16 protein-coding genes are annotated in these 24,874 nt (G+C 66.1%); 6 read left to right on the top strand and 10 right to left on the bottom strand.

The genetic code is table 11. The features are described from left to right. Positions 1–64: 64 nt before the first annotated feature. Both ABR323_RS12635 and ABR323_RS12630 read left to right on the top strand, forming a co-directional pair. Complete coding sequence (locus ABR323_RS12635; protein WP_135273501.1) at positions 65–1,741, top strand: long-chain fatty acid--CoA ligase; 1,677 nt, start codon at positions 65–67, stop codon at positions 1,739–1,741. Between the two features lie 201 nt (positions 1,742–1,942). After that, complete coding sequence (locus ABR323_RS12630; RefSeq protein ID WP_135273500.1) at positions 1,943–2,812, top strand: crotonase/enoyl-CoA hydratase family protein; 870 nt, start codon at positions 1,943–1,945, stop codon at positions 2,810–2,812. 12 nt (positions 2,813–2,824) lie between these two features. Here the strand turns inward: ABR323_RS12630 and ABR323_RS12625 are convergent, their stop codons facing one another. The 8 genes from ABR323_RS12625 to ABR323_RS12590 form a co-directional block, all read right to left on the bottom strand. Next, a complete protein-coding gene (locus ABR323_RS12625) occupies positions 2,825–5,557 on the bottom strand; it encodes a response regulator (protein WP_439449573.1) in 2,733 nt (910 codons plus the stop codon). After that, positions 5,550–6,689: a response regulator gene (locus ABR323_RS12620; RefSeq protein WP_006364528.1), complete on the bottom strand. Its 1,140-nt coding sequence runs from the start codon at positions 6,687–6,689 to the stop codon at positions 5,550–5,552. Before ABR323_RS12620 ends, ABR323_RS12625 begins: the two co-directional genes overlap by 8 nt. A gap of 205 nt (positions 6,690–6,894) precedes the next feature. Then, on the bottom strand, positions 6,895–8,406 hold the full coding sequence (gene lysS, locus ABR323_RS12615) for a lysine--tRNA ligase (RefSeq protein WP_439449572.1): 1,512 nt from the start codon (positions 8,404–8,406) through the stop codon (positions 6,895–6,897). Positions 8,407–8,587: 181 nt separating this feature from the next. After that, positions 8,588–10,228, bottom strand: a complete 1,641-nt coding sequence (locus tag ABR323_RS12610; RefSeq protein ID WP_439449571.1) for an acetolactate synthase large subunit — start codon at positions 10,226–10,228, stop codon at positions 8,588–8,590. A 63-nt stretch (positions 10,229–10,291) separates the two neighbouring features. After that, positions 10,292–11,677: an NAD-dependent succinate-semialdehyde dehydrogenase gene (locus ABR323_RS12605; protein WP_439449570.1), complete on the bottom strand. Its 1,386-nt coding sequence runs from the start codon at positions 11,675–11,677 to the stop codon at positions 10,292–10,294. Between the two features lie 646 nt (positions 11,678–12,323). After that, a complete protein-coding gene (locus ABR323_RS12600; RefSeq protein WP_053510376.1) occupies positions 12,324–13,106 on the bottom strand; it encodes a helix-turn-helix transcriptional regulator in 783 nt (260 codons plus the stop codon). Positions 13,107–13,151: 45 nt separating this feature from the next. Further along, positions 13,152–14,277, bottom strand: a protein-coding gene (gene prfB, locus ABR323_RS12595) for a peptide chain release factor 2 (RefSeq protein ID WP_439449569.1) whose coding sequence is annotated in 2 segments (ribosomal slippage) — positions 13,152–14,201 and positions 14,203–14,277 — 1,125 coding nt in all. Because the reading frame shifts where the segments join, the coding sequence is not laid out codon by codon here. A gap of 70 nt (positions 14,278–14,347) precedes the next feature. After that, the gene (locus ABR323_RS12590; RefSeq protein ID WP_439449568.1) at positions 14,348–15,208 is read right to left on the bottom strand and encodes a LytTR family DNA-binding domain-containing protein; all 861 of its coding nucleotides are present in this window, start codon (positions 15,206–15,208) and stop codon (positions 14,348–14,350) included. A gap of 175 nt (positions 15,209–15,383) precedes the next feature. Between ABR323_RS12590 and ABR323_RS12585 the strand changes: the two genes are divergently transcribed. Then, entirely contained in the window at positions 15,384–16,586 is a 1,203-nt protein-coding gene (locus ABR323_RS12585; RefSeq protein WP_439449567.1) for an acyltransferase family protein, read from the top strand. Between the two features lie 9 nt (positions 16,587–16,595). Continuing rightward, positions 16,596–17,582, top strand: coding sequence for a phosphatase PAP2 family protein (locus tag ABR323_RS12580; RefSeq protein ID WP_439449566.1), 987 nt, complete (start codon positions 16,596–16,598; stop codon positions 17,580–17,582). A gap of 139 nt (positions 17,583–17,721) precedes the next feature. Here ABR323_RS12580 and ABR323_RS12575 read toward each other — a convergent pair whose 3' ends face one another. Beyond that, on the bottom strand, positions 17,722–20,631 hold the full coding sequence (locus ABR323_RS12575; protein WP_439449565.1) for a VIT domain-containing protein: 2,910 nt from the start codon (positions 20,629–20,631) through the stop codon (positions 17,722–17,724). A gap of 103 nt (positions 20,632–20,734) precedes the next feature. Here ABR323_RS12575 and ABR323_RS12570 point away from each other — a divergent pair, with 103 nt between their 5' ends. Together ABR323_RS12570 and ABR323_RS12565 are read left to right on the top strand one after the other, a co-directional pair. After that, complete coding sequence (locus ABR323_RS12570) at positions 20,735–21,814, top strand: DUF1176 domain-containing protein (protein ID WP_439449564.1); 1,080 nt, start codon at positions 20,735–20,737, stop codon at positions 21,812–21,814. A gap of 164 nt (positions 21,815–21,978) precedes the next feature. Beyond that, entirely contained in the window at positions 21,979–23,028 is a 1,050-nt protein-coding gene (locus tag ABR323_RS12565; RefSeq protein WP_439449563.1) for a DUF1176 domain-containing protein, read from the top strand. An 85-nt stretch (positions 23,029–23,113) separates the two neighbouring features. Here ABR323_RS12565 and recJ read toward each other — a convergent pair whose 3' ends face one another. Further along, positions 23,114–24,871 (bottom strand): single-stranded-DNA-specific exonuclease RecJ, encoded by a 1,758-nt coding sequence (recJ, locus tag ABR323_RS12560; RefSeq protein WP_439449562.1) that lies wholly within the window; start codon positions 24,869–24,871, stop codon positions 23,114–23,116. Positions 24,872–24,874: the final 3 nt, after the last annotated feature.

The raw sequence follows: 24,874 nt of genomic DNA, 5'->3' as shown, positions 1-24,874 counted from the left end.
GGTGAGCGGTTCTGGCGGATACTGTCCGCGCCGCACCCATCATCACGATTCCTGGAGGGGGAATATGAGTCTGGATCGTCCCTGGCTGCAGAGCTATCCGAAAGGCGTTCCCGCCGAAATCGACGTCAACGAATTCCATTCGGTAGCTTCGGTCTTCGACGCCTCCGTCGCGAAATTCCGCGACCGTCCCGCCTACTCCAGCTTCGGCAAGGTCATCACCTATGGTGAGACGGACGCGCTGGTCACCCAGTTCGCCGCCTACCTGCTGGGTGAGCTCAAGCTCAAGAAGGGTGACCGCGTCGCCCTGATGATGCCCAACTGCCTGCAGTACCCGGTGGCCACCTTCGGCGTGCTGCGCGCCGGCCTGACCGTGGTCAACGTCAACCCGCTGTACACCGCGCGCGAGCTCAAGCACCAGCTGGTCGACGCCGGCGTCAGCGCCCTGGTCGTGGTCGACAACTTCGGCGACACCGTCGAACAGGTCATCGCCGACACGCCGGTCAAGCACGTGGTCACCACCGGCCTGGGCGACCTGCTCGGCGCCAAGGGCGCGATCGTCAACTTCGTGCTGAAGTACGTCAAGAAGATGGTGCCCAATTACCACATCAAGGGCGCCGTCCGCTTCAAGCAGGCGCTCAAGCTGGGCAGCCGCCACGCGCTTCCGCCGGTCGAGATCGACCACGACGACATCGCCTTCCTGCAGTACACCGGCGGCACCACCGGCGTGGCCAAGGGTGCGATGCTGACCAACCGCAACCTGATCGCCAACATGCAGCAGGCGTCGGCGTGGCTGTCCACCTCGGGCATCGAGCCGGGCAAGGAAGTGATCATCACTGCCCTGCCGCTGTACCACATCTTCGCGCTGACCGCGAACGGCCTGGTCTTCATGAAGTTCGGTGGCTGCAACCACCTGATCACCAACCCGCGCGACATGAAGGGTTTCGTCAAGGAGCTCAAGGGCACCCGCTTCACCGCCATCACCGGCGTCAACACGCTGTTCAACGGCCTGCTCAACACCCCGGGCTTCGACGAGATCGATTTCTCTTCGGTCAAGTTCACCCTGGGCGGTGGCATGGCGGTGCAGCGCGCCGTAGCCGAACGCTGGAAGAAGACCACCGGCGTGACCCTGGTCGAGGCCTATGGCCTGACCGAGACCTCGCCGGCAGCCTGCATCAACCCGCTCACCCTGCCCGAGTACAACGGCGCCATCGGCCTGCCGATCCCGTCCACCGATGCCTGCATCAAGGACGACAACGGCAACATCCTGGCGCTGGGCGAAGTGGGCGAGCTGTGCATCAAGGGCCCGCAGGTGATGAAGGGCTACTGGCAGCGGCCGGAGGAAACCGCCACCGCCATCGACGCCGACGGCTGGCTGCACACCGGCGACATGGCGAAGATGGACGAACAGGGCTTCTTCTACATCGTCGACCGCAAGAAGGACATGATCCTGGTGTCCGGCTTCAACGTGTACCCGAACGAGGTCGAGGACGTCATCGCGATGATGCCGGGCGTGCTGGAAGTCGCTGCCGTCGGTGTCCCGGACGAGAAGTCCGGTGAGGTGGTGAAGGTGGTCATCGTGAAGAAGGACCCGAACCTGACCGCGGAAATGGTCAAGGAACATGCGCGGGCAAACCTGACCGGTTACAAGCACCCCAGAATCGTAGAATTCCGAAAGGAGCTGCCGAAGACCAACGTCGGCAAGATTCTCCGTCGCGAGCTGCGTGATACGCCCGCCCCATAAGGGTTTCCGGGGAAGCAAGCACAACAGGGACCCCGCCGGGAACGGCGGGGTCTTTTTATTACCGGAACATGGCCGGCACAGCGCTTGCGGGCGGTTCACGACGGGTGCATAGAATCAGTCGCCGCCGCACGTTCAGCTCGCCTCCCCTCACTCCTCTCCGTCCGCTCTGCGGTTGGCCGGACGGTCATACGGAGAACTCCCATGTCCGCAGTACGCCCCATCATCACCCGCCCCTCGCTGCACCCGACCCTGCGCATCACCGAAGAACCCGAGCGGGATGTCTACTGGATCCACATGCACGCCAACCTGGTCAACCAACCGGGCCGACCGTGCTTTGCCTCACGCCTGGTCGATGACATCGTCGACTACCAGCGCGAGCTGGGCGATCGCCTCAGCGCCTCGCATGTCCTGTCACCCCATGTCGTTCTGGCCTCGGACAGTGACGTGTTCAACCTGGGCGGTGACCTCGAGCTGTTCTGCCGCCTGATCCGCGAAGGCGATCGCGCCCGCCTGCTCGACTATGCCCAGCGCTGCGTGCGCGGCGTGCATGCCTTCCATGCCGGCCTCGGTGCGCGTGCGCACAGCATCGCTCTGGTCCAGGGCAATGCACTGGGTGGCGGCTTCGAAGCCGCCCTGAGCTGCCACACCATCGTTGCCGAGGAAGGCGTGCTGATGGGCCTGCCGGAGGTGCTGTTCGACCTGTTCCCCGGCATGGGCGCCTACTCCTTCCTGTGCCAGCGGATCAGCCCGCGCCTGGCCGAGAAGATCATGCTGGAAGGCAATCTCTACACCGCCAGCCAGTTGAAGGACATGGGCCTGGTCGACATCGTGGTGCCGGTCGGTGAAGGCGTTGCCGCGGTCGAACAGGTGATCAAGGACAGCAGGCGGATTCCGCATGCCTGGGCCGCGATGCGCGAGGTCAACGAGATTGCCAGCATGGTGCCACTGCACGAGATGATGCGGATCACCGAGATCTGGGTGGATACCGCCATGCAGCTCGGCGAAAAGTCCCTGCGCACCATGGACCGGCTGGTGCGGGCACAGGCCCGGCGCAATGGCGACCCGGCCTGACAGCGCGGCGGTTCAGGACGGGCTGCGCTCGCTGTCGTCACGGCGCGCGATATCCGCGCTGCGGGCGGCCAGTGCATTCCTGCCGAGGCGCAGGGCGGTGGCAAGACTGCCGAGGCGGGTCACCCACTCGCCCTTCAACTGCCAGTCCGCCATGCGCATGATCTCGCCACTGGAGGCAGCAACCTGGACCAACCCCAGGTTGCTCGCCACCCCGCGCAGGGCGTGGGCGTGCTCACGGAAGTCCTCCCAGGACTGGCGTGAGCCGCAGGCCTGCAACTGGCCCATGCTCGCATCAACATCCACCAGGCACTGGTCGATGAACTTGCGCTCGAAGCCATCGCCCATGCCCAGCGACGCCAGCTCATCCAGCACCGCCGTATCCAGCACGCCATCACCCACCGGCAGCGCAGGCACCGACTGGATGCCGGATTCGGGTCGGGTGTTGGCAGCAACATCGGCCAATACTTCCAGCAACCGGGTCGCCACCACCGGCTTGGCCAAGAAGGCACGTGCGCCGGCCTGTTCGCAGCGCAGGATCGAATCGGGAGTGACATCGGCGCTGAGGACCATTACCGGCACATAGGGCATGCCGCTGGCCTGCATCACCCGCAGCTGCTTGAGCAGATCCAGGCCGCTCATGCCCGGCATGTGCAGGTCGACGATGGCCGCGTCGTAGCTGGCCTGCTCCAGCGCATCCAACACTTCGGCGCCACCATTGACACAGGTGACCTTGTGGCCGGCCTTCTCCAGCAGGCGCTGCAGCACCATGCGGTTGGCCTCGTGGTCGTCAGCCACCAGCACGCGCAGGCTGCGCACGCGTGCCCGATGGCGCAGGAACGGGTTTGAAAAGGCGATGACGTTGCCGGCTTCAGTCACCTCGGACGGAGCCGCCGGGGCCGTTGATGCGTCGGCCACGTCCAGCGTGATCTCGACCCAGAACACGCTGCCGCGCGGGGTGTTCGGCGCATAGCCGACCTGCCCGCCCATCGACTCGACCAGGCCCTTGGCAATGGCGGTGCCCAGACCGGTGCCTTCATGACGACGGGCCAGGCCGACATCGCCCTGCTCGAACGCATTGAACAGGCGGCCCCGCAGCGCCACCGGCACCCCGATGCCGCTGTCGACGATCTCGAAGCGCAGGCGCGCGCGCTCGCTGCCGGATACATCAAGGCTGGACACACGCAGATGCACGTAACCGCTGTCGGTGAACTTGACCGCGTTGCCCATCAGGTTGAGCAGGATCTGCTGCAGATGGCCGGCATCGCCAAGCAAGCGCGGCGGCACGTTGTCGTCCACGTGCACCCGGTAGTCCAGCGACTTGGAGCGGGTCTGCGGGGTCAGGATCAGGTTGATCGCCTGCAGCACGTCGGCCAGCGCGAACTCATGCCATTCCACACGCACCTTGCCCGCCTCGATCGCGGAGATGTCCAGCACCTCTTCCACCAGCGCCAGCAGGCTGCGGGTGGACGCCTGGATGGTGTTCAGGCACTCGCGCTGCTCATCGTCCAGGCGGGTGGTCGCGAGCACTTCGGTCATGCCCGCCAGGCCATTGAGCGGCGTGCGGAACTCGTGGCTCATGTTGGCCAGGAAACGGCTCTTGGCCTCGTTGGCCTGGCGCGCTTCGGCCACCGCGCGGGTCAATGCATGCAGCAGCGAATCGAAGTACAGCGGAATCGCGCCCAGGCCCAGCAGCAGGCCCCAACCCAGGTAGTCGTGCCCGCGCCAGTAGGGCGACAGCATCACCGTGCACAGGAAGGCCAGGCAGCCCATGGCCGTGGCCACGCGCAGGTAGGTACTGCCATAGCGCATGCCGTTGCCGATGGTCACCCACAGCATCACCGCATACAGCGGCGCCGCCGGCTCGCCCTGGATGGTCATGATCCAGGCCATGCAGGTGTAATCGGTCAGCATGCCGATCACCCGGCGCACGTGCGAAATGCCTGGATTGACCAGGATCGCCGCCAGCAGGCCAGCGGAAATGGTCAGCTCGAAGGCGAGGATCAGCCAGGTCGTGGTCAGCGCTTCGCCACCGCCGCTCAGCGAGCGCCAGCCCAGGTAGCTGATGAACAGCGCAGTGATGACGATGCGGATCAGGTTCTGCGCGTGTTCGCTGTCCTCGCGGCCCGACAGGCGCTGCCTGAAGCGGGCAAGCAACGAGCGGTTATGGGAGACAGCGGCGGGGGTCGTATCCATGGTCGGATGTCGCATCCTTCGGCGCAGCAGGGAGGAGCAGCACAACGGCACCGCCAGCAGCCCCAACCACAGGGAAAAGGCCAGGCCCAGGTTGGCCTGCCAGTAAGGGGTCATCAGCACGGTCGTACCGAAACTGGCCATCGCCAACACGATGGCCGCAGCCAGGTAGCGCGGGCCGAACCGCAGGCCGTTGCCGACCGTCACCCACATCACCACCGCATACACCCAGGCCAGCGGCTCCCCCATCTGGATCATGCCGATGGCGATCAAACCGTAATCGGCCAGCATCCCGGCAACCCGGCGCGGATCAGAGCGCTCCGGCTTCCACAGCAGCCAACCGAACAGCAGCAGCGAAAGCCCCAACCCGGTCAACACGGTTGCCAGCACGCCCTGGTACTGCTCCAGCCGGTGCAGGCGGGCGCCGGACAGCAGCACATAGACCAGGATCAGCGAGATCAGCACCACCCGCACGATTGCCTGGCCGTGCTCCGAATCCGGACGCTGCGCCAACCGGCGCCTCACGCGTGCGAACAGGTCCTGCACGTCACCCACCCGGTCGCGTCGATGCCGTCGAGTGCTGGGCGCAGATGTCCATCAGCTGCTGGTGACCCCGCATCAGCGCATCCACGCAGCGCGGGTCGAACAGTCGGCCACGCTGGGCATACAGATAGGCCAGTGTGGCTTCCATGGTCCATGCTTCCTTGTACGGACGGGGCGAAATCAGCGCGTCGAAAACATCGGCCACGGCGACGATGCGCGCTTCCAGCGGAATCGCCTCACCGACCAGGCCATCGGGGTAGCCACTGCCGTCATAGCGCTCGTGGTGGCGCAGCGCGATCAGCGCACCGACCTGGATGAAACGGTTCTGGCTGCCACTGAGCAGCTCATGGCCGATCCGGGGGTGGCGGCGCATGATCGCCAACTCTTCATCGTTGAGCTTGCCCTGCTTGAGCAGAACGGCATCGGGAATGGCGATCTTGCCCATGTCGTGCAGGGGCGCGGCCATCTCGATCAGGCGCACGTCGTCTTCGGGCAGGCCCAGCTGCTCGGCAATCAGGCCGGCCACGCGCGCCATGCGCTCCAGATAGGCACTGGTGCCCGCATCACGGAACTCGATCGCCCGGGCCAATCGCGACAGGGTCTCGCGCTCACGCTCCTCGACCTCGTGCATGCTGGCCAGCAAGCGCTGCTCCAGCGACAGCGCGCGTTGCTTCACGTTCTCGGTCTGCTGGCGCAGCTGCAGCAGGTTGTAGCAGCGCGCCCGCAGCTCGCGCGGGCGGATCGGCTTGACCAGGAAGTCGATGACACCCGCTTCCAGCGCGGCCTGCCGGATCGGCTCGTCGCCGACCACGGTGATCAAGATCACGGGAATGTCGCGGTGCTTGGGCAGGCGACGGAAACGGCGGGCGAACTCCAGCCCGTCCATCTCCGGCATGCGGTAATCGAGCAGCAGCAGGTCGACCGGATGCGCCTCGCACCAGGCCAATGCGGTCAGCGGATCACCGAAGTCATACACGCTCAGTTCCGGCGCGATATCTTCGATGACGTGACGCAGCATCGTCCGGGCGGACGTCTGGTCGTCAACAATGACGATGTTCAACGCGTACTCTGCCTGGTTTCTCGACCATGCTGGATCATCAGCAGGCGAGGATACCCTGCCGCTGCGAACGCTCGCACCCTGCATCGGCCTGACTCCCGTGTCATGCGTCCCGGTTCATGATCGTCATCACATTGTGAAGCGGACTCTCCACAGTGCGCACTCCCCCTGGCGCCGATCAAGCCATAACAGACGTCAAGGTAGTGCATTAACGATACGCCGAGTGCGGGAGGCGTCAATCGCGCCGTCTCATTTCGCGACGGCGCGCACAAACGGGAGTCAAAAAGACGACTTACTGCTCCGGACGCATGTACGGGAACAGCAGCACGTCACGGATCGAGCTGCTGCCGGTCAGCAGCATCACCAGGCGGTCAACGCCGATGCCGAGGCCGCCGGTCGGGGCCATGCCGTACTCCAGCGCACGGATGTAGTCGGCGTCATAGTGCATCGCCTCGTCATCGCCGCCTTCCTTCGCCGCCACCTGGGCCTGGAAACGCTGGGCCTGGTCTTCCGGATCATTCAGCTCGGAGAAGCCATTGGCCAGCTCCTTGCCGTTGACGAAGAGTTCGAAGCGGTCGGTATAGCCCGGATCGTTGTCGTTGGCACGGGCCAGCGGCGAGACCTCCACCGGATGGTCGGTGATGAAGGTCGGCTGGATCAGGGTGTGCTCGACGGTGGCCTCGAAGATCTCGAGCAGCAGCTTGCCCCAGCCGTAAGACGGCTTGACGCGGATCTTCAAGCGCTCGCAATGGCGCAGCAGCGCGTCACGGTCGGTGCAGTCCGCGGCGGAGATCTCCGGATTGTGGTGGCGCACGGCCTCGTCCATGCGCCAGCGGCGGAACGCCGGGCCCAGGTCGATCTTCGCACCGTCCCACTCGACCTCGGTGCCACCGTTGACGGTCGTGGCCACGTCACGGATGACGCCTTCGGTCAGGTCCATGACCTCGTTGTACGTGGCATAGGCCTCGTACAGCTCCATCATGGTGAATTCCGGGTTGTGGCGGGTGCTGACGCCTTCATTGCGGAAGTTGCGGTTGATCTCGTACACGCGCTCCAGGCCACCCACGGTCAGGCGCTTGAGGTACAGCTCCGGCGCCACGCGCAGGTACAGGTCCAGGTCCAGCGCGTTGTGGTGGGTGGTGAACGGCTTGGCCGCCGCGCCGCCGGGGATGTAATGCATCATCGGCGTTTCGACTTCGAGGAAGTCGCGGTTGTCCAGCCATGCGCGCATGGCGCGGATGATCTTCGAGCGCTTGATGAACACCGCACGCGATTCCGGGGTCACGATCAGGTCGACGTAACGCTGGCGGTAACGCTGCTCGACGTCGGCCAGGCCGTGCCACTTGTCCGGCAGCGGGCGCAGCGACTTGGTCAGCAGGCGGATCGATTCGGCCTTGACCGACAGCTCGCCGGTCTTGGTCCGGGTCAGGCCGCCTTCGACGGCGATGATGTCGCCCACGTCCCAGCCCTTGAAGGCGGTGTAGGCATCGCCCAGCACCGTGCCCTGCAGGAACAGCTGGATGCGGCCGGACTCGTCCTGGATCTGCGCGAAACTGGCCTTGCCCATGATGCGCTTGGCCATCAGGCGGCCCGCCATCTTCACCTGGCGGCCGTTACCTTCCAGCGCCTCGGCGGTCCAGGTTTCGGCGTCGGCGAACGCTTCCTGCAGGCGGCCAGCGAAGTCCTCGCGACGGAAGTCGTTCGGATACGCGATGCCCTGCCCACGCAGCGCTTTGAGTTTCTCACGGCGCTCGGCGATCAACTTGTTTTCGTCGACGGGGGGGGTATCGGTAGCTTCGCTCATGGATCTGCGGGAATCGTGTAGTGAGGGGGGATGTTGCGCCCGGCGCAGCCGGTTGCCCAGCATACCAAAACCGCCCTGCCCCAGCCCTGGGCCGACCCTCGCCCCGGTAGCCGCCAACCTGGGTTGGCGGCCCCCGTGTCGACCAAGGTCGACACCTACCGGAGCAAGCGCGGGGTAAGCCTCAGGCGTTCCCGGGGAACGCCTGCCGCAGCTCTTCCACCAGCACCCGCTGGTTCTCCGAGTAATCAATCGGCACCGACACCAGGTGCACCCCACCCTCGTTGAACGCCGCCTCCAGCGTCGGGATGAACTGCTCGATGGCCGTCACCTCATGTCCCTTGCAGCCATAGGCCTCGGCGTACTTCACGAAATCCGGGTTGCTGAACGTCATGCCGTAGTCGGTGAAACCATCCACCGCCTGCTTCCAGCGGATCATCCCGTAAGCACCGTCGTTGAGGATCAGCACCACCAGGCTCAGGCCCAGCCGGCGCGCGGTCTCCAGCTCCTGGCTGTTCATCATGAAGCCGCCGTCGCCACAGACCGCCAGCACCCGCCGTTGCGGGTACAGGATCGAAGCCATGATCGCCGACGGCAGGCCTGCACCCATGGTCGCCAGCGCGTTGTCCAGCAGCAGCGTATTGGCCACCTGGGTGCGGTAGTTGCGGGCGAACCAGATCTTGTACATGCCATTGTCCAGCGCCACGATGCCATCCGGCGGCATCACCTGGCGCACGTCGTGCACCAGCCGCTGCGGGGTGAACCCGGCCTCTTCAGCACGATCGGCCAGATGCTCGAGAATCGTCGCGCGCAGCGGCAGCAGCGCATCGGCATTCGGGACCGCGCCTTCGATGCGGTCGGCCAGCTGGGTCAGCGCGCGGCCGATATCGCCGATCACTTCCACCTGCGGGAAATACACCTGCTCCACCGCTGCCTGCGAGTAGCCGATATGGATCACGGTCGGCCCGCCCGGACGCATCACGAACGGCGGCTTCTCGGTGACCTCGTGGCCGATGGTCACGATCACGTCGGCCTGGTCGATGGCCATGTGCACGTAGTCGCGCTCGGTGAGCGCCGCGGTGCCCATGTACAGGCCTGAGCCGCCGGCCACCGCGCCCTTGCCCATCTGCGTGGTGAAGAACGGAATACCGGCACGCAGCACGAACGCCGACAGCGCTTCGCTGGACTGCGGCCGCGACGCCGCCGAGGCGATCATCAGCAATGGCCGCTTGGCATTGCGGATGATCTCCGCCGCGCGGTCCAGCGCCTCCGGGCTGGCAATGGGGCGGTCCACCGCGTGTGGCGGAATCAGTGCCACGTCCCCGACCTCATCAGCCGCGATGTCCTCGGGCAGCTCCAGCAGCACCGGACCGGGCCGCTCTTCCAGCGCAGTGCGGAACGCCTCGCGGACGATGGTCGGGATGGTACGCGCCGAGACGATCTGCCGCGCCTGCTTGGTCAGCGGCTTCATCGTGCTGACGATGTCGACGATCTGGAAGCGTGCCTGCTTGCTGGCCACGATGCCCTTCTGGCCGGTGATCATGATGACCGGCCATGCACCGAGCAGCGCATAGGCGGCGCCGGTGGTGAAGTTGAGCGCGCCCGGGCCAAGCGTGGCCAGGCACACGCCGGGTTTGCCGGTCAGGCGGCCATAGGTGGCCGCCATGAACACGGCCGCCTGCTCGTGACGGGTGATGACCAGCTCGATGCTGGAATGGCGCAGCGACTCGACCACGTCGAGGTTTTCTTCGCCGGGAATACCGAAAATGCGCTCGACGCCTTCGTTCTCAAGCGCGGCGACAAGCAGATCTGAACCCTTTGACATTGGAATGCCGTCCTTTTCGCTGGACTGATGGTGGATCGTTGCAGGAAGGATGGAAGCTGGGCGTCAACGCTTGTCGAACCACACCGTCTGCGCGTTGACGAATTCGCGGATGCCGAAGTGCGAGAGCTCACGGCCGAAGCCGCTCTTCTTCACGCCGCCGATCGGCACGCGCGGGTCCGAAGCGGAGAAACCGTTGACGAAGACGCCACCGGTCTGCAGCCGGCGCGCCAGCTGCATCGCACGGGCGCGGTCGCCGGTCCACAGGTTGCCGCTGAGGCCGAATTCGCTCTGGTTGGCCAGCTCCACCGCATGATCGGCATCACGGGCGCGGCTGATCGAGGCCACCGGACCAAACGTTTCGGTATCGAAGGCCTGCATCCCCGGCTCCACGTCCGCCAGCACGGTGGGGGCGTAGAACGCACCCGGGCGATCCAGTTGATGGCCACCGACCAGCAGCTTCGCGCCCGCGTCCACTGAGGCGCGTACCTGCGCGTCGAGCTGTTCCAGCAGGTCCTGACGTGCCATCGGACCAATGCGATTTCCCGCTTCACGGCCATCACCGATGGTCAGCGCCTGCACCTTCTGGCAGAACTGCGCCACGAAGCGGTCGTACACCGCGTCTTCAACAATGATGCGCTTGCCGGCGATGCAGACCTGCCCGGTGTTCTGGAAACGCGAGGTCACGGCGGCATCGACGGCAGCATCGAGGTCGGCGTCGGCCAGCACGATGAACGGATCCGAGCCGCCAAGCTCCAGCACTACCTTCTTCAGCGCCTGCCCGGCCTGGGCGGCAATGCTGCGGCCGGCCGCCACACTGCCGGTCAGGGTCACAGCGGCGATGCGGTCATCGGCAATCGCGCGGCTGGTGCCGTCGCGGCTGATGTTGGCGGCGATGAAGGTACCTTCCGGCAACCCGGCGTCGCGCCAGGCGGCGTCGAGCAGCTGCGCGGTACCGACGATGTTCTCGGCCGGCTTCAGCAGGAAGCCGTTGCCGCCCATCAGGATCGGCACTGCCGCGCGCATCACCTGCCAGTACGGGAAATTCCACGGCATGATGCCCAGCACCACACCCAGCGGCAGGTAGGACACGTAGGCCTTGTCGTCGGGCACCTGGGTCGGTTCGTCGCGCAGGAACTGGGCACCGTTGTCGGCGTACCAGTCGCACAGCACGGCGCATTTCTCGATTTCGGCCAGCGATTCGGCCTGGACCTTGCCCATTTCGGCAGTGGCCAGCGCGGCCAGCTTTTCACGGTCACGGCGCAGTACCGCGGCCATCGCACGCAGTACGTCTGCGCGCTGTTCGAGGCTCTTGGCGCTCCAGGCCGCAAAGCCAACCTGACCGCGGTCGAGGATTGTTTCCAGCTCGGCGTCGGTGGCGAAGGGATGGCTGGCGATCTGCTGGCCGGTGGCCGGATCGCGGGAAATGGCAGTGCTGGGGGCAGCGGACATGCAGGGCTCCTGTTGTCTCGACAACGGGCGGTGGCCCGTCTCCTGCACAGGAATGTGGACCCGATCCGCGGGCACAACAAGGCGTCTGCTTATCCTGTGACCTGGACTTACCTGTCTGAATGGGAGCTCTTGGCAAGGCTGCGCCCTGCACCCACCGAAGCCAGAGCAACGTCAACGGCAGAAACTGGCATTCCGTGGGTTGGCGGGGCGGGTCCGGTTGAGGGGGACGCTGCAAGTACGTCCATGTAAGCTCGGTCGCCGCATCCATGCGGCTCACGCCCCCTCAACCGGACCCACCCCGCCTTCGACAGTTGGCCGCGATCTGTCGGAACGGCGTATTGCCCTGGTGAGTGTCGACCTTGGTCGACACAGTAGATCCACGCCGTGCGTGGATGATTCATTCGATATCTGACAGATGTGTCGACCAAGGTCGACACCTACCAACAGCCGCGGGAAACTGTCAGAGGCGGGGCGGTGTGGGTTGGCAGGACCGTTGGCGCCATGGATGGCGCCATCGAGCCCCCATGGATGGGTTTACGGCGTGTCCTGCCAGCCCACACCGCCCCACCATTCCACGGATAGCCCGCTGTTGCTGTTGCTGTTGCTTCGGCCTCTGCGGGTGCAGGGCGCAGCCCTGCCGACCAACCTACTTCCGCGGCAGGTAGGTCACCAGGGAAAGGTCATGCCGGCTCTCCGGCACCAGCGCCACGTACTGCAGGTCCAGCAGCCCGCGCGTGGGGTGGTTCAGCTTCTTCGCCCCTTCATCGAACCGACGCACATCGTGCTCCGGCCACCACTGGCGGAACTCTTCGCTGTGCGCGGCGATGTCTTCCACCAGCGCCAGGAACGGGGCCTTGTCCGGCGCCTGCGCCATCGCCGCGCGGAAGCCTGCCAGCAAACCGCGGGTCATTTCTTCCCAGTTGAGGATCAGCGTGCGGTACGGTGGGTACAGGAACATCAGCCGCAGCGTATTGCGCTCATGCGGGGCCAACTGGCTGTAGTCCACGAACAGCTCGGCGATGGCCGGGTTCCAGGCCAGGATGTCGAAACGGGTGTTGCGCACGTACGCCGGGATGGGTTGCATCGCGTCCACCAGCTGGCGCAGGCCGTCGGTCACGCTCTCGTCCGGTGACTCCAGCGGCACGCCATAACCAGATAGCGCGAACGCATAGGCGCGTTCGTCGTCGCTCATGCGCAGTACCTGCGCCAGGCGCTCAAGCACCTCGGGCGAGGCGCGCACTTCACGGCCCTGCTCGATCCAGGTGTACCAGCTGACACTGACCCCGATCGCCAGCGCCACTTCCTCGCGCTTCAGCCCGGGGGTGCGTCGACGCCCGGCTGGCAAGCCGAGCGTGGTGGGATCGACACGGGCGCGGCAGGCCTTGAGAAAGCCACCAAGTTCCTTGCGTTCACTTTCGCTGCGCATCATCGCCCTCCGTTGCGGAAGGCGATGATATCCGCGCAGGTGCGTCGATCAGGCATCGACGCGCTTGGAGCCCACCGCAAGGCCGGCCTTCAGGCTGGCTTCGACGAACTCGTCCAGGTCGCCGTCGAGCACCTTCTGCGTATCGGAACGTTCGATGCCGGTGCGCAGATCCTTGATACGGCTCTGGTCGAGCACGTAGTTGCGGATCTGGCTGCCCCAGCCGATGTCGGACTTGGTGGCTTCCACGGCGTCCTTTTCGGCGTTGCGCTTCTGGATCTCCAGCTCGTACAGCTTGGCGGCCAGCATCTTCATCGCGTTGTCGCGGTTCTGGTGCTGGCTGCGGCCGGTCTGGCAGGCCACGACCGTGTTGGTCGGGATGTGGGTGATACGCACCGCCGACTCGGTCTTGTTGACGTGCTGGCCACCGGCACCGGACGAGCGATACACGTCGGTGCGCAGATCGGCCGGGTTGATGTCGATTTCGATGTTGTTGTCCACTTCCGGCGACACGAACACCGAGGTGAAGCTGGTGTGGCGGCGATTGTCCGAGTCGAACGGCGACTTGCGCACCAGGCGGTGCACGCCAGTCTCGGTCTTCAGCCAGCCATAGGCATAGTCGCCTTCCACGCGCAGCGTGGCCGACTTGATGCCGGCGACGTCGCCACCGGAGACTTCCATCAGCTCGGTCTTCCAGCCGCGCGATTCACACCAGCGCAGGTACATGCGCAGCAGGATCTCGGCCCAGTCCTGGGCTTCGGTACCACCGGCACCGGCCTGGATGTCGACGAACGCCGGGGCGGTGTCCATCTGCCCGGAGAACATGCGCTGGAACTCCAGCTTCTCCACGTGCGCCTGGTGCTTGTCCAGGTCGGCCACTACGGCCTCCACGGTGTCCTCGTCCTGTTCGGACTCGGCCAGCTCCAGCAGTTCGGTGGCGTCGGCCAGCCCTTCCAGCACCGCAGCGATGCCGCCCACGGTCTTTTCCAGGGTCGAGCGCTCACGCCCCAGGTTCTGGGCGTACTCGGCGTTGTTCCAGACGTCGGGGCTTTCCAGCTCCCGCGTTACTTCTTCAAGACGCTCTTTCTTGGCGTCGTAGTCAAAGATACCCCCGGAGCGACAACACGCGATCGGTCAGATCGGCGATGCGCTGGCGGACAGGATTCAGTTCGATCATGTCGGCGGTTATGCATTCAAAAGATGACTGCTAATGATACCGCAGGCCGGGGATGCCCGGAATGAGGGCCTCACCCTGCCCCCAGCGCCTGCCGCAGCAGCGGCAGCTGGCGCCGGCTGCACGGCACCTTCGCCCCGTCGGCCATGTGCAGCAGGGCCTCCCCACCGTCCAGCGGCTCGATCGAGCGCAACTGGCCACGGTGGATCAGCCAGCTGCGGTGCGGGCGCAGGAACACTGCCGGATCCAGCCGCTGCTCCAGCACCGCCATGGTGATCCGCAGCGGGTAGTCGTGGCCGCGTACCCGCAGGTTCACGTAATTCCCCGCCGCCTGGGCGTACTCCACGTCTGCAGTGGCGACCAGGAACTCCTTGCCCAGCTTGCGCACCAGGAAGTGCTGCGGGCGCTCGACCGGCTCCACCGGCGGGCCGACATCGGGCTCGGCCAGCAGACTCGCCTCACCCTGCCTGCGCCTGCCGAACCAGCTGGCAAAGTGCTCAAGCGCCACGAACATCGCGAACGTGCGCACATCCTTCAGGTATTCGTAGGCAAAACGCTCCAGCCAGCCGGCATCGTCCTGGTACCGGTAGCCCAGCGACGCATAGGCCAGATGCCGCACCAGCATCATCCCCACCACATGCAGCAGTGACCAGCCCACACTGGCCAGAAGGTACAACGGCAACCGCTGCCTCCAGGTGTCGGCATGCAACGGCCAGCGCTCGCAGCCCCACCACAGCAGCGGGAGGATCAACAGGATCAGACTGAGGCTGCTGAACTCCCAGATCATCGGCTCCCACAGTCCGAGATCAGCGCCGCGGCGACTGGCATCCATCACCTCGACCAACGCATTGGTCACCGCCGAGGCCGTCAGGATCGCCGCCCATAGCAGCAGGCGGGTTGAAGTGCGCCAACGCGGCGGTCGGCCCTGAGTCATTGCTGCATCCATGTCGTTACGGTGCTCCAGCCTGCCTCAAGGGGCCGAGGGTAGCCGCTCCATTGGTCACGCCACGCCCGCCATTGGTCACTGCGCGGGCCCCGGTTGGCCCCTGGTGGTCGCCCCATATGCTCGACGCCACCACCTTGGCACAACTTCCCGGCCTGGCCCGACCATGACCCGACGCCACGACATCGACGCCCTGCGGGTGTTTGCCTTTGCCCTGCTGATCCTCTACCACACCGCAATGGCCTACGTGGACGACTGGGGCTTCCACCTCAAGAGCGCGCATACCGCCGAATGGCTGCAATGGCCGATGGTGTTCGTCAACCGCTGGCGGATGTCGCTGCTGTTCCTGATCTCGGGTATTGCCATCGCCCTGATGCGGCCGGAAGGCAGGCTGCTGCGCTTTGCCGGCCTGCGCACGTGGCGGCTGCTGCTGCCGCTGCTGTTCGGCATGTTCGTGATCGTACCGATCCAGCCCTATTGCGAAGGCGTGGCCAACGGCCATGTGGCACCGGGCTTCGGCCACTTCCTGCTGCGCTACTGGCAGGTGCGGCCGTGGCCGGAAGACAGCTTCGCCGGCTGGCAGTACGGCATCACCTGGAACCACCTGTGGTACCTGGCCTATCTGTGGAACTACACGCTGGCACTGGCCCTGTTGATGCCGTTGCTGGGAACGGCAGTGGTCCGCCGGGCAATGGCAGGCGTTGCAGCATCGCCAACACTGTTGATCGGCATTCCTTTCGCCCTCTTGCTGGCCTGGGTGATCTGGCTGGAGCCCATCTATCCGTCCACCAATGCCCTGCTTGGCGACTGGTACCAGCACGCAAAGTACGCAACGGTGTTCCTGGCAGGCTACCTGCTCGGTCGCGAGCCGATGTTCTGGCAACGCGTAGTCGCCCTGCGTCGCACCACGCTGTGGCTGGCGCTGGCCGCGGTCGGCTGGTATCTCGGGTTGCGCATCCTTGGCCAGGTACTGCCGGCTGATTCCTCGCTGCGGCAATGGCCCGAACCGTTCTGGGACCTGCAGGTCCGGACCAGCCAGTCGCTGTACGTCTGGACCGCGCTGCTGACCATCCTCGGCTGGGGCAAGGTCTTCCTCGACCGCCCGTTCGGCTGGCTGCCGTACTGCACCGAGGCGATCTATCCCTGGTACATGCTGCACCAGAGCCTGATCATCGTGCTGTTGTTCTGGCTCAAGCCGCTGCAGCTGGGCCCATGGTTGGAACCGGTGCTGCTGCTGGGCGGTACCGTCGGCGGCTGCCTGCTGATCCACGAACTGCTGATCCGGCGCACGCGCTGGCTGCGCCCCCTGTTCGGCCTGAAAGCCGATCCGCTATCGTCACGGACGGTACGCGCCGCGACGGCGCAATGAGGACAACGGATGTTCCAGACCCATTGGCACCTGTGGCTGCAGCAGACTTTCGATGCCGGCTGGATGCTGTCGCTGATGCAGTTTGTCAGCCTGCTCGGCTACGAAATGGCCTATATCGCGCTGATTCTGCTTTGCGCGTTTGGAGCACGACTCCGCGCCGGATTGTGCGTGATGCTGGCGGTGCTGCTGATGGCCTGCGCCACGCACGCGATCAAACAAGGCGCCGCCCTACCCCGCCCATCGGATGTGGATGCCCGCGTACTCGATGAAGGGGTGCCGTCGCATCCCTTCGTCGTCGATGGTGGCGGGCAGGCGTTCTGGTCACTTCCCGATGCACAAGCAAGCGCCATGCTGCGGGCACAGCCCGATGCCGACTATGGCTTCAATAGTGGTCATGTCGGTGTAGCCACCGCTGCCTGCGTCGGTCTGCTGCTGGCCTTCGGCATCCGCCGGCACTGGCTGCGCTGGGCATTGGCGTTCGGCTGGCCACTGCTGATGGCATTGTCACGGATGTACCTGGGCCGGCACTTCCCGGCCGACGTGCTGGCTGGATGGTTGATCGGCATCGGCGTGGCGCTGCTGGCGTGGCAGTTGATGCCGGGGATGCGTTCAAGCCAGCGCTGGCAACTGCCTGTGTTGCTGGCGTTGGGCGCGCTGCTGGCATGGGCGGCAGCGACCTCGCGCTTCGTTCCGGTCGGTGAAGCCGGGCGACTGCTCGCGCTGGGCCTGCTGGTCGCGTGGCTGCAATGGCGAGGCTGGCCGGTGGATCCGCAGAGCGTCACACAACGGGTGCTGCGCGTGCTGGGGGTGGTGGTGATCTACACGCTGGCGCGGCCATTGATCGATCTTCTTGCCGCGGCCGTTCCACTGCCTGATGCACCGGCGACCGCGCTGGTGTGGCAGGCCATTGGCACGCTGTTGATCCTAGGCGGCGGCGTGGCGCTGGCGCGGTGGACTCCGCGCCAGCACCTGCCGAAAGTCGAAGACGTGCAGTAGATCCACGCCATGCGTGGATAGGCCATCCCGACTCCAACCAACAGCCACGCATGGCGTGGCTCTACTTCAATCGGGTAGATCCGCGCCCTGCGCGGACAGGCCTTTCCCCGGCGGTGCAGCCGCCGGGCATGGCCCGGTACTACCGCACCTCGAACTCGCCCACCAGCACGGTCTCGGCGCGGTCCTTCAATCGCATCGTCACCATCTGGTCTTTCTGCTTGGCCGTGCCCCAGTGGGTGGTCAGGCGCAGCATCAGGGTCGTCGCACCGGTCACCAGCTGCTGGCGGCTGCCGAAGTAGTTCGCCTCCACCTTGTACTTGCCCGGCTTGGCGTTACGCAGCGAGAACTGCTCGGGGCCATAGCCGCCGGTGAAGTCCTGCGACATCTGTCCGCCCTGGTAGGTCAGGCGGTTGCCGTAGTACGCGCGCTCGCCGTTCGGGTCGGTCACCCACAGGTCCATGTCGCTGTTGTCGGCGTCCCACGACAGGACCACGCGCAGGTCCAACGGCATCGCCTGAAGCAGGCGCGGGTCGATGCTGGTGGTATCCAACCGGGGCGTGCTGCGGGCCACCAGGTTGGTCAGCTCATCCAGTGCGATCAGCGCGATGCCGTCGAAGCGGCTGTCCCACGGCCGCATCACCACCTGGTACAGCGGCGCCAGTGCCTGCTGCGGCTTGCCGGCCGCTGCCAGCGCCAGGCCCAGGTCGCGGAAGCTCTGCGGTTCTTCCTGGCCCATCGCCAGCACCTGCTCGAACACCGGCACCGCCAGCGCGGGGGCGTCGGCCTGCATCAGCCGATAGCCGAGCACGCGCAGCAGGTGACGGTTGTCCAGATCCATCTCGGCCAGGTTCGACAGCACACGCAGTGCCAGTTCGCGCTGGCCCTGCTCCAGCAGCAGATCGGCCACGTCGAGGAAGAACGCGCTGCTGTCGGCGTGGGCATCGCGCTCGGCCAGATAGCGGTCATACAGCTGCGACTGCGGGCCCTGGCGCAGGCGCCTGGCGATGGCCGAGTCCGGCTGCCACGCCGCCAGCTGGATGCCGAGCTGGCCGTCGTTGGCGGCAGCAGATGCGTCGGCGAGCCCACCAGTGACCGCGATCGCATCCAGCGCCTTGTTCGATGCAGGTGCTGAGCGGCGCGCACGTGCGCTGCTGGCTTCCATGCGCTGCTCGGACGCCGCTGCCATCGGTGCCGGAGCTGGCGGAGCCGCAGGTGCGGCGAGCATCGCTACCGGGGCCGACTCCGCAGCATAGTCGGCGGATGCAACTTCCAGCGCTGCTTCCTTGGCCTGCGGCGACGCCCCCTTCGGCCAGCTGCGGTTCCACCACTGCTGGCGCTCCTTCCAGCGTGCCGCCACTTCATCCAGACGCTGGCGATCAGCAGCGGCGCGATCTCTTACCTGCACCGCATACCTGGCGTCGTACTCGGCGCGCAGCGTGCCCGAAGGGCGGATCGCATAGCGCAGGTAGTCCTCCAGTGTCTCCAGCACGATCAGCGAGGTATCCGGCCCGACCAGGCCGAACTGCTGCGACAGGCGCTGCATCGCCTCACGGTTGCCACGGCGGTCGGCGGCCAGCTGCTGCAGGCGCGCCTGCGCCCACAAGCCGGCCAGCAGTTCACCGTCGTTGCTCTTCTGAGTGGCGGGCAACGCCTGCCATTCGCCGCCACCCACGCGCACCCGCATCGGCGCACCGTCGGCCGCCAGTCGTGCGTGCAGCCACAGCCAGCCTTGGGCTTCACTGCGACGATCGATCACCACATCCTGCACGCCACGCCCTGCATCGACCTGAACATCCAACGGCGACGACAGCAGCTCACGCGCGGCCGATTCGACATTCCTGCCCAACGCGACGAAGCGACCGCCATGCGCCTCGCTCCAGCCACGCAGTCGCACGGCATCGGTACGCGCACCGGCGCTGCTGACCGCAAACAGGCGCTGATCCGGTGCCATCGCCGGCAGCTGCTCCGGCCCATAGGTCAGCAGGCCATCGCTGACCAGCAGGTACTCCTTCACCCTCGGCTCCGGTTGCCACTGCGCCAGTGCGCTTGCACCGTCCGGGCGCACGGCCTGCAGCGCTGCGCGCAATTCATTCCAGTTGCCGGCGCGGATGCGGAATCGACGCACCGGTTCGGCGCGATCACGCAACACGGTCAAGACCACGGTGCCGTCACCCATCGCAGCGAAGTAGCGATCCAGCAGTGCGAACTCGCGCGTGCGATCGCGCTGCCCCGCCGAACCAGAGCCATCCCACAGCAGGCCGATCTCGCTGGGCAACGTGCGGGGTGTGCTGCTGGCCGCCACCGTCAGCTGCGCCAGCAGGTAATGGCCATCCTCCCAGGGCGCCACCTGCACCTGTGCCTGGCGGGCTGCCGGCAGGCTCCACTGCAGCTGCTTCGGCAGCTGCGCGCCCTTGCCCTGCCACTGCAATTGGCCCGCGCTGATGCGGAAGGGTGCCGTACCCGCAGTCGTCGCGCCGGGCGCCTGCAATTTCAGTTCAACCGAGGCCGCACCGGCGGCGAACTGCAGCGGCAGCGTCCACTGCCAGCCTTGGCCGGCGAAGGCCAACGGCTCACGAATCACCAGCTGCACGCGCCGACTGCCACCGGCCGGCAGCGGGTAGATGCGCAGCCGGAACTGGTTGCCAGCGGTCTGTTCCAGCAGGCCCGGGTCTACGCCGCGGCGGGCGATCTCCTCGAACACCTGGCGGCCGCGGTCCTTGGGCACCGGCACCGCGTCACGCATCTCGCCGTTGATATCCAGGGCGAAACCGCTGATCTGCTGGCCATCGGCCAGCGGGAACTGCAGTTCGCCCTCCAGCACGCGCCGGTTCGGGTTATGGAATTCCAGGGTGATCCGGGTCTGGGCGATGCCGGCCTGGACCTCGCCTTCGATGCGGGCGTGTCGCAGTTGGACCGCCTGCTCGGCAGCCGGGGCGATCAGCAACGAGGCAGAGCCACTCGGCACGGGCGGACGCCACGCCGACTGCGCCGACGCGGGCATGGCCATCAGGCCAAGCAGGAACAAGGTGCAGCAACGGGCGAAGACCATGACAGGACTCCAGTGGGATCGTGATTGTCTGAACGCACAAGGTGGATGGATGGGGTTGACCCGGTTCGATGCTGGTCCTCAACCCTGCCAATGCCCAGCCTATATGACCTCTCCTGCCAACCCGAGAATGTGCATGCGCGTCCTTTTTCCGTCTGTTTTGCTCGCCCTGTCATCTCCGTTGGTTGCAGCCGCCACCAGGATGCCCGAGGGAGCCTACTTCCAGCATCACGATTGGGTCGTTGCCTGTGACAACACCCGTACCTGCCGTGCCGCCGGGTACGCCAGTGGCGAAAACAGCACCTTGAGCGTGTTGCTGACCCGCGATGGTGGCCCCCAGCAACCGGTTCGTGGCGAGATGTCGCTGCGGCCGATCGACGGCCAGCAGTCGCCCAAGGGTGCCCTGCGCCTGCGCATCAAGCAGCGTGATCTGGGCGTGCTGACGCCGGCCAAGGTGGAAGGCATGTACACGCTGAACCCGGCACAGACCGCCGCTCTGTTGTCGGCGCTGGTGCGCGATGGCGGCATCACGGTGATCGATGCTGGCGGCCATGCATGGCAGCTGTCGGACAAGGGCGCTGCAGCGGTGCTGCTGAAAGCCGATGACTTCCAGGGCCGCGTGGGCACGGTGGGCGCGCTGACGCGCAAGGGTGCGGCGGCCGAGAGCAGCGTGCCGGCAGCACTGCCAAAGCCGGTGATGCGCAAGGCGTCGACGCAGCGCTCTCTGCCCGATGACCGAGCATTCGCCAAGCTCGCAACCTCGCCTGCATTGCGTGCAGCGCTGCGCGCGACCTTGAAGGAACCGAGCTGCGAAGGACTGCTCGACGCTGATCGGAACACACCCCTCAAGAACTCGCCACTGGGAATCCAGCGCCTCGATGGGAGGCACCTGCTCGTCAGCGTGCAGTGCTGGGACGCGGCCTATAACACCGGCGATGGTTACTGGGTCATCCGTGAGCAAGCGCCCTATCGGGCAGCTTGGGTGACCAGTGACGCCACCTCCTACGGAAATGGCGAGATCATCGCTTCCCAATCCGATCGCTCCGAGCCCAACTGCAGGTCCGAACAATCATGGACTTGGGATGGCACCCGCTTCGTTGCGACCTCAGCTACGAAAAGCGTCTTCTGCCGACATGCACTGGACGGAACCTGGCAGTTACCCACGCAGGTCACCGAAGTGCGGTGAACGCTGAGAGCCCTGCAGCCACGAGGGAAAGCCATTGCAGAACTCCGGTGGTATCGCGAACCGTTGAACGCACGAGCTGCCGGAACGGGGTTTGATGCGGCCAAGCTTTTCAATACCGTCGCCCACAGGCACGATGCCACACTCCCATATGCGCAAGGATGCCGATGCGATTCCCCCTGCCAACTGCCCTGCTGGCCCTGGCCTGCCCAATCGCCGCCCTTGCGGCAGCCCCGGCCAGAAGCCTGTATTTCCAGCACCACGACTGGGTCGTGGCCTGCGACAACATCCTGACCTGCCGCGCCGCTGGCTATGCCCCCGATGAAGGCAGCACCCTGAGTGTGCTGCTCACCCGCAAGGGCGGCCCGGGCCAGGCCATCCAGGGCCGCCTGACGCTGCAGCCGGAAGAAGGCCAGCCCCAGCCCAAGGGTGCACTGCATCTGCACATCCAGCAGCAGGATCTCGGCGTTCTGGCCTCTGCGAAGGGCGAAGGCACGCACAGCTTGAATGCCGCGCAGACCAGCGCACTGTTGTCGGCACTGGTGCGCGATGGTGGGGTCAGCGTGACCGATGGCGCCGGCCACCGCTGGCCGCTGTCAGACAAGGGGGCGGCAGCGGTACTGCTGAAGATCGACGAGTACCAGGGGCGGCTGGGCACACCCGGTGCCGTGATGCGCAAGGGAAGCACGCCGGAATCCAGCGTCCCCGCCGCGCTGCCGGTGCCGGTGGTGCGCAGGGCCGCTACGGTGGACTCGACCCCGGATGATCCGGCGTTTGCGCAACTGGCCGCCTCACCCGCCCTGCGTGCAGCGCTGCGCGCCACGCTGAAGGACAACAGCTGCGAAGGGCTGCTGGAGACCGACGCCGACGTTCCGCTCAGCAACTCCCTGCTGCAGATCCAACGCCTGGACGCACAGCATGTGCTGGTCAATGTGCAGTGTTGGCGCGCGGCCTACAACACCGGCGATGGCTACTGGGTCGCCCGCCCGCAGGCGCCGTTCCAGCCGCAGTGGGTGACCAGCGATGCGATCGACTACGCCGACGGCCAGATCATTGCCGCGCAGAAGGGCCGCGGCCTGGGCGACTGCATCTCGCAGAACACCTGGACGTGGAATGGCATCGCCTTCATCGCCACCTCGGCAGTGGCTGCCGGCCTGTGCCGGGGCGTGCCTGGTGGCACCTGGGAATTGCCGACGCTGGTAACTGAGATCCGCTGATCCCCCGAAAAAAGGGGACGGAGGGGATTAAGTCGCTTGTGCCTTGTTTGCCACTTGCGACTTAATCCCCTCCGTCCCCTTTTCTTCATGCGGGGAGGCTGTGCTCCACGATCAGCTGGATGGCGCTGCCGCCGCGATAGTCGTCGCAGGCCAGACGATAGGCGAGGTGCACGTGGCGAGTGGGCGCGTTGCCGTGCCAGCCGCCGAAGTGGATCGCGTTGATCGTGCCGGGTACGCCTGGCAGGCGCAGTTCCAGCTTGAGGTGGCGTTCCTTCAGTACGCGCCAGTTGGCCACTTCGAAGTGGCCGTCGAACAGGGGCTCGGGGAAACCCTGGCCCCACGGCCCGGCCAGGCGCAGTGCGTCGGCGTGGCGATGGTCGAGCTCGTCCGCGGCCAGTTCGCCGTCGCTGAGAACCTGCTGCTGCAGTGCCGCCGGGTCGAGCATTTCCAGCACAACCGAAACAAAGGCGGCCCTGAAGTCATCGACGTGATCCAGCCGCATGCTCAGTCCAGCCGCCATGGCATGCCCACCGAAACGTTCGATCAGTCCCGGATGGCGCGCATCGACCAGCGCCAGTGCGTCACGGATGTGCAGGCCGGGAATCGAGCGCGCCGAGCCACGCAGGGTGTCGGCGCCCGGTTCAGCCGGGGCGAAGGCAATCACCGGGCGATGCAGGCGGTCCTTCATCTTCGACGCGACCAGGCCGACCACGCCCGGATGCCAGTCGGCGTCGAACAGGCAGGCAGCCACCGGGCGCTGGCCGGCCATGTCCAGCACCACGCGGGTCAACGCCTGCTCGGCGTCGTCGGTCATCGATTGCTGCACGGCGCGCCGTTCCGAATTGATTTGCTCCAGCGTCTGCGCGATCTCGCGCGCCTGGCGCGGGTCTTCGGTCAGCAGCAGCGCGATGCCCAGCGCCATGTCTTCCAGCCGGCCCGCAGCGTTCAGGCGCGGGCCGAGTGCGAAGCCGATATCGGTGGCGGTGAGTCGCGCGGCGTCACGGCCGCTGGCTTCGATCAGCGCACGCAGGCCGACACAGCCCTGCCCTGCCCGCAGACGGCGCAGGCCCGCACTGACCAATGCACGGTTGTTCGGGTCCAGCGCCACCAGATCGGCAACGGTGCCGACCGCCACCAGGTCCAGCAGCGTGGTCAGGTCCGGCCCCTTGCCATCGGCAAAGACACCGGCCTCGCGCATCTGCCGGCGCAACGCCATCAGCACGTAGAAGATCACGCCGACACCGGCCAGCGACTTGCTGGGGAAAGCGTCGCCGTCGAGATTGGGATCGACGATGACATCGGCCGGCGGCAGCTGCGGCCCTGGCAGATGGTGGTCGGTGACCAGCACCTGCCAGCCACGCGCCTTGGCCGCGATGACACCGGCGTGGCAGGCAATGCCGTGGTCGACCGTGACCAGCAGGTCCGGCTGCAGCGCGGCCAGCTCTTCCACCAGTGACGGCGACAGGCCGTAGCCGTGCACCATGCGGTTCGGCACCGCGTGGAAGACATGCTGCGCGCCGAGCATGCGCAGGCCGCGCACGCCGACCGCGCAAGCAGTGGCGCCATCGCAGTCGAAATCGCCAACCACCAGGATGCGCTTGTCGCTGGCGATGGCCTCGACCAGCAGGCCCACCGCACCGTCGATGCCGGTCAGCAGCTCAGGCGCGTGCAGATTGCCCAGCTTCGGCTGCGCCAACTCCGGTGTACCTGCGCCACGGCTGGCATAGAGACGCGCCAGCAACGGCAGCGTGCCCTCCGGCCAGCTGCCGGGCGCGACCGCATCGCGGCGGCGGATCGTCGGCGTATCAGAGGACGGCTGCACAGCATCGGCGGCAAGGGACATCGG

The sequence above is a fragment of the Stenotrophomonas sp. ATs4 genome (genome assembly GCF_051861585.1).
Taxonomy (GTDB): domain Bacteria; phylum Pseudomonadota; class Gammaproteobacteria; order Xanthomonadales; family Xanthomonadaceae; genus Stenotrophomonas; species Stenotrophomonas maltophilia_AS.
Note: the sequence above shows the minus strand (reverse complement) of the source record. Positions and strands in the feature narration are given on the sequence as shown.

Excerpts from the sequence above, each read along its gene's own strand:
- ABR323_RS12635 (WP_135273501.1), top strand. The coding sequence starts at position 65 with ATGAGTCTGGATCGTCCCTGGCTGCAGAGCTATCCGAAAGGCGTTCCC.
- ABR323_RS12585 (WP_439449567.1), top strand. The coding sequence starts at position 15,384 with ATGACCCGACGCCACGACATCGACGCCCTGCGGGTGTTTGCCTTTGCC.
- ABR323_RS12570 (WP_439449564.1), top strand. The coding sequence starts at position 20,735 with ATGACCTCTCCTGCCAACCCGAGAATGTGCATGCGCGTCCTTTTTCCG.
- recJ (WP_439449562.1), bottom strand. The coding sequence starts at position 24,871 with ATGTCCCTTGCCGCCGATGCTGTGCAGCCGTCCTCTGATACGCCGACG.
- ABR323_RS12575 (WP_439449565.1), bottom strand. The coding sequence starts at position 20,631 with ATGGTCTTCGCCCGTTGCTGCACCTTGTTCCTGCTTGGCCTGATGGCC.
- ABR323_RS12580 (WP_439449566.1), top strand. The coding sequence starts at position 16,596 with ATGTTCCAGACCCATTGGCACCTGTGGCTGCAGCAGACTTTCGATGCC.
- ABR323_RS12610 (WP_439449571.1), bottom strand. The coding sequence starts at position 10,228 with ATGTCAAAGGGTTCAGATCTGCTTGTCGCCGCGCTTGAGAACGAAGGC.
- ABR323_RS12600 (WP_053510376.1), bottom strand. The coding sequence starts at position 13,106 with ATGATGCGCAGCGAAAGTGAACGCAAGGAACTTGGTGGCTTTCTCAAG.
- lysS (WP_439449572.1), bottom strand. The coding sequence starts at position 8,406 with ATGAGCGAAGCTACCGATACCCCCCCCGTCGACGAAAACAAGTTGATC.
- ABR323_RS12630 (WP_135273500.1), top strand. The coding sequence starts at position 1,943 with ATGTCCGCAGTACGCCCCATCATCACCCGCCCCTCGCTGCACCCGACC.
- ABR323_RS12590 (WP_439449568.1), bottom strand. The coding sequence starts at position 15,208 with ATGACTCAGGGCCGACCGCCGCGTTGGCGCACTTCAACCCGCCTGCTG.
- ABR323_RS12620 (WP_006364528.1), bottom strand. The coding sequence starts at position 6,689 with ATGCAGGGTGCGAGCGTTCGCAGCGGCAGGGTATCCTCGCCTGCTGAT.
- ABR323_RS12565 (WP_439449563.1), top strand. The coding sequence starts at position 21,979 with ATGCGATTCCCCCTGCCAACTGCCCTGCTGGCCCTGGCCTGCCCAATC.
- ABR323_RS12605 (WP_439449570.1), bottom strand. The coding sequence starts at position 11,677 with ATGTCCGCTGCCCCCAGCACTGCCATTTCCCGCGATCCGGCCACCGGC.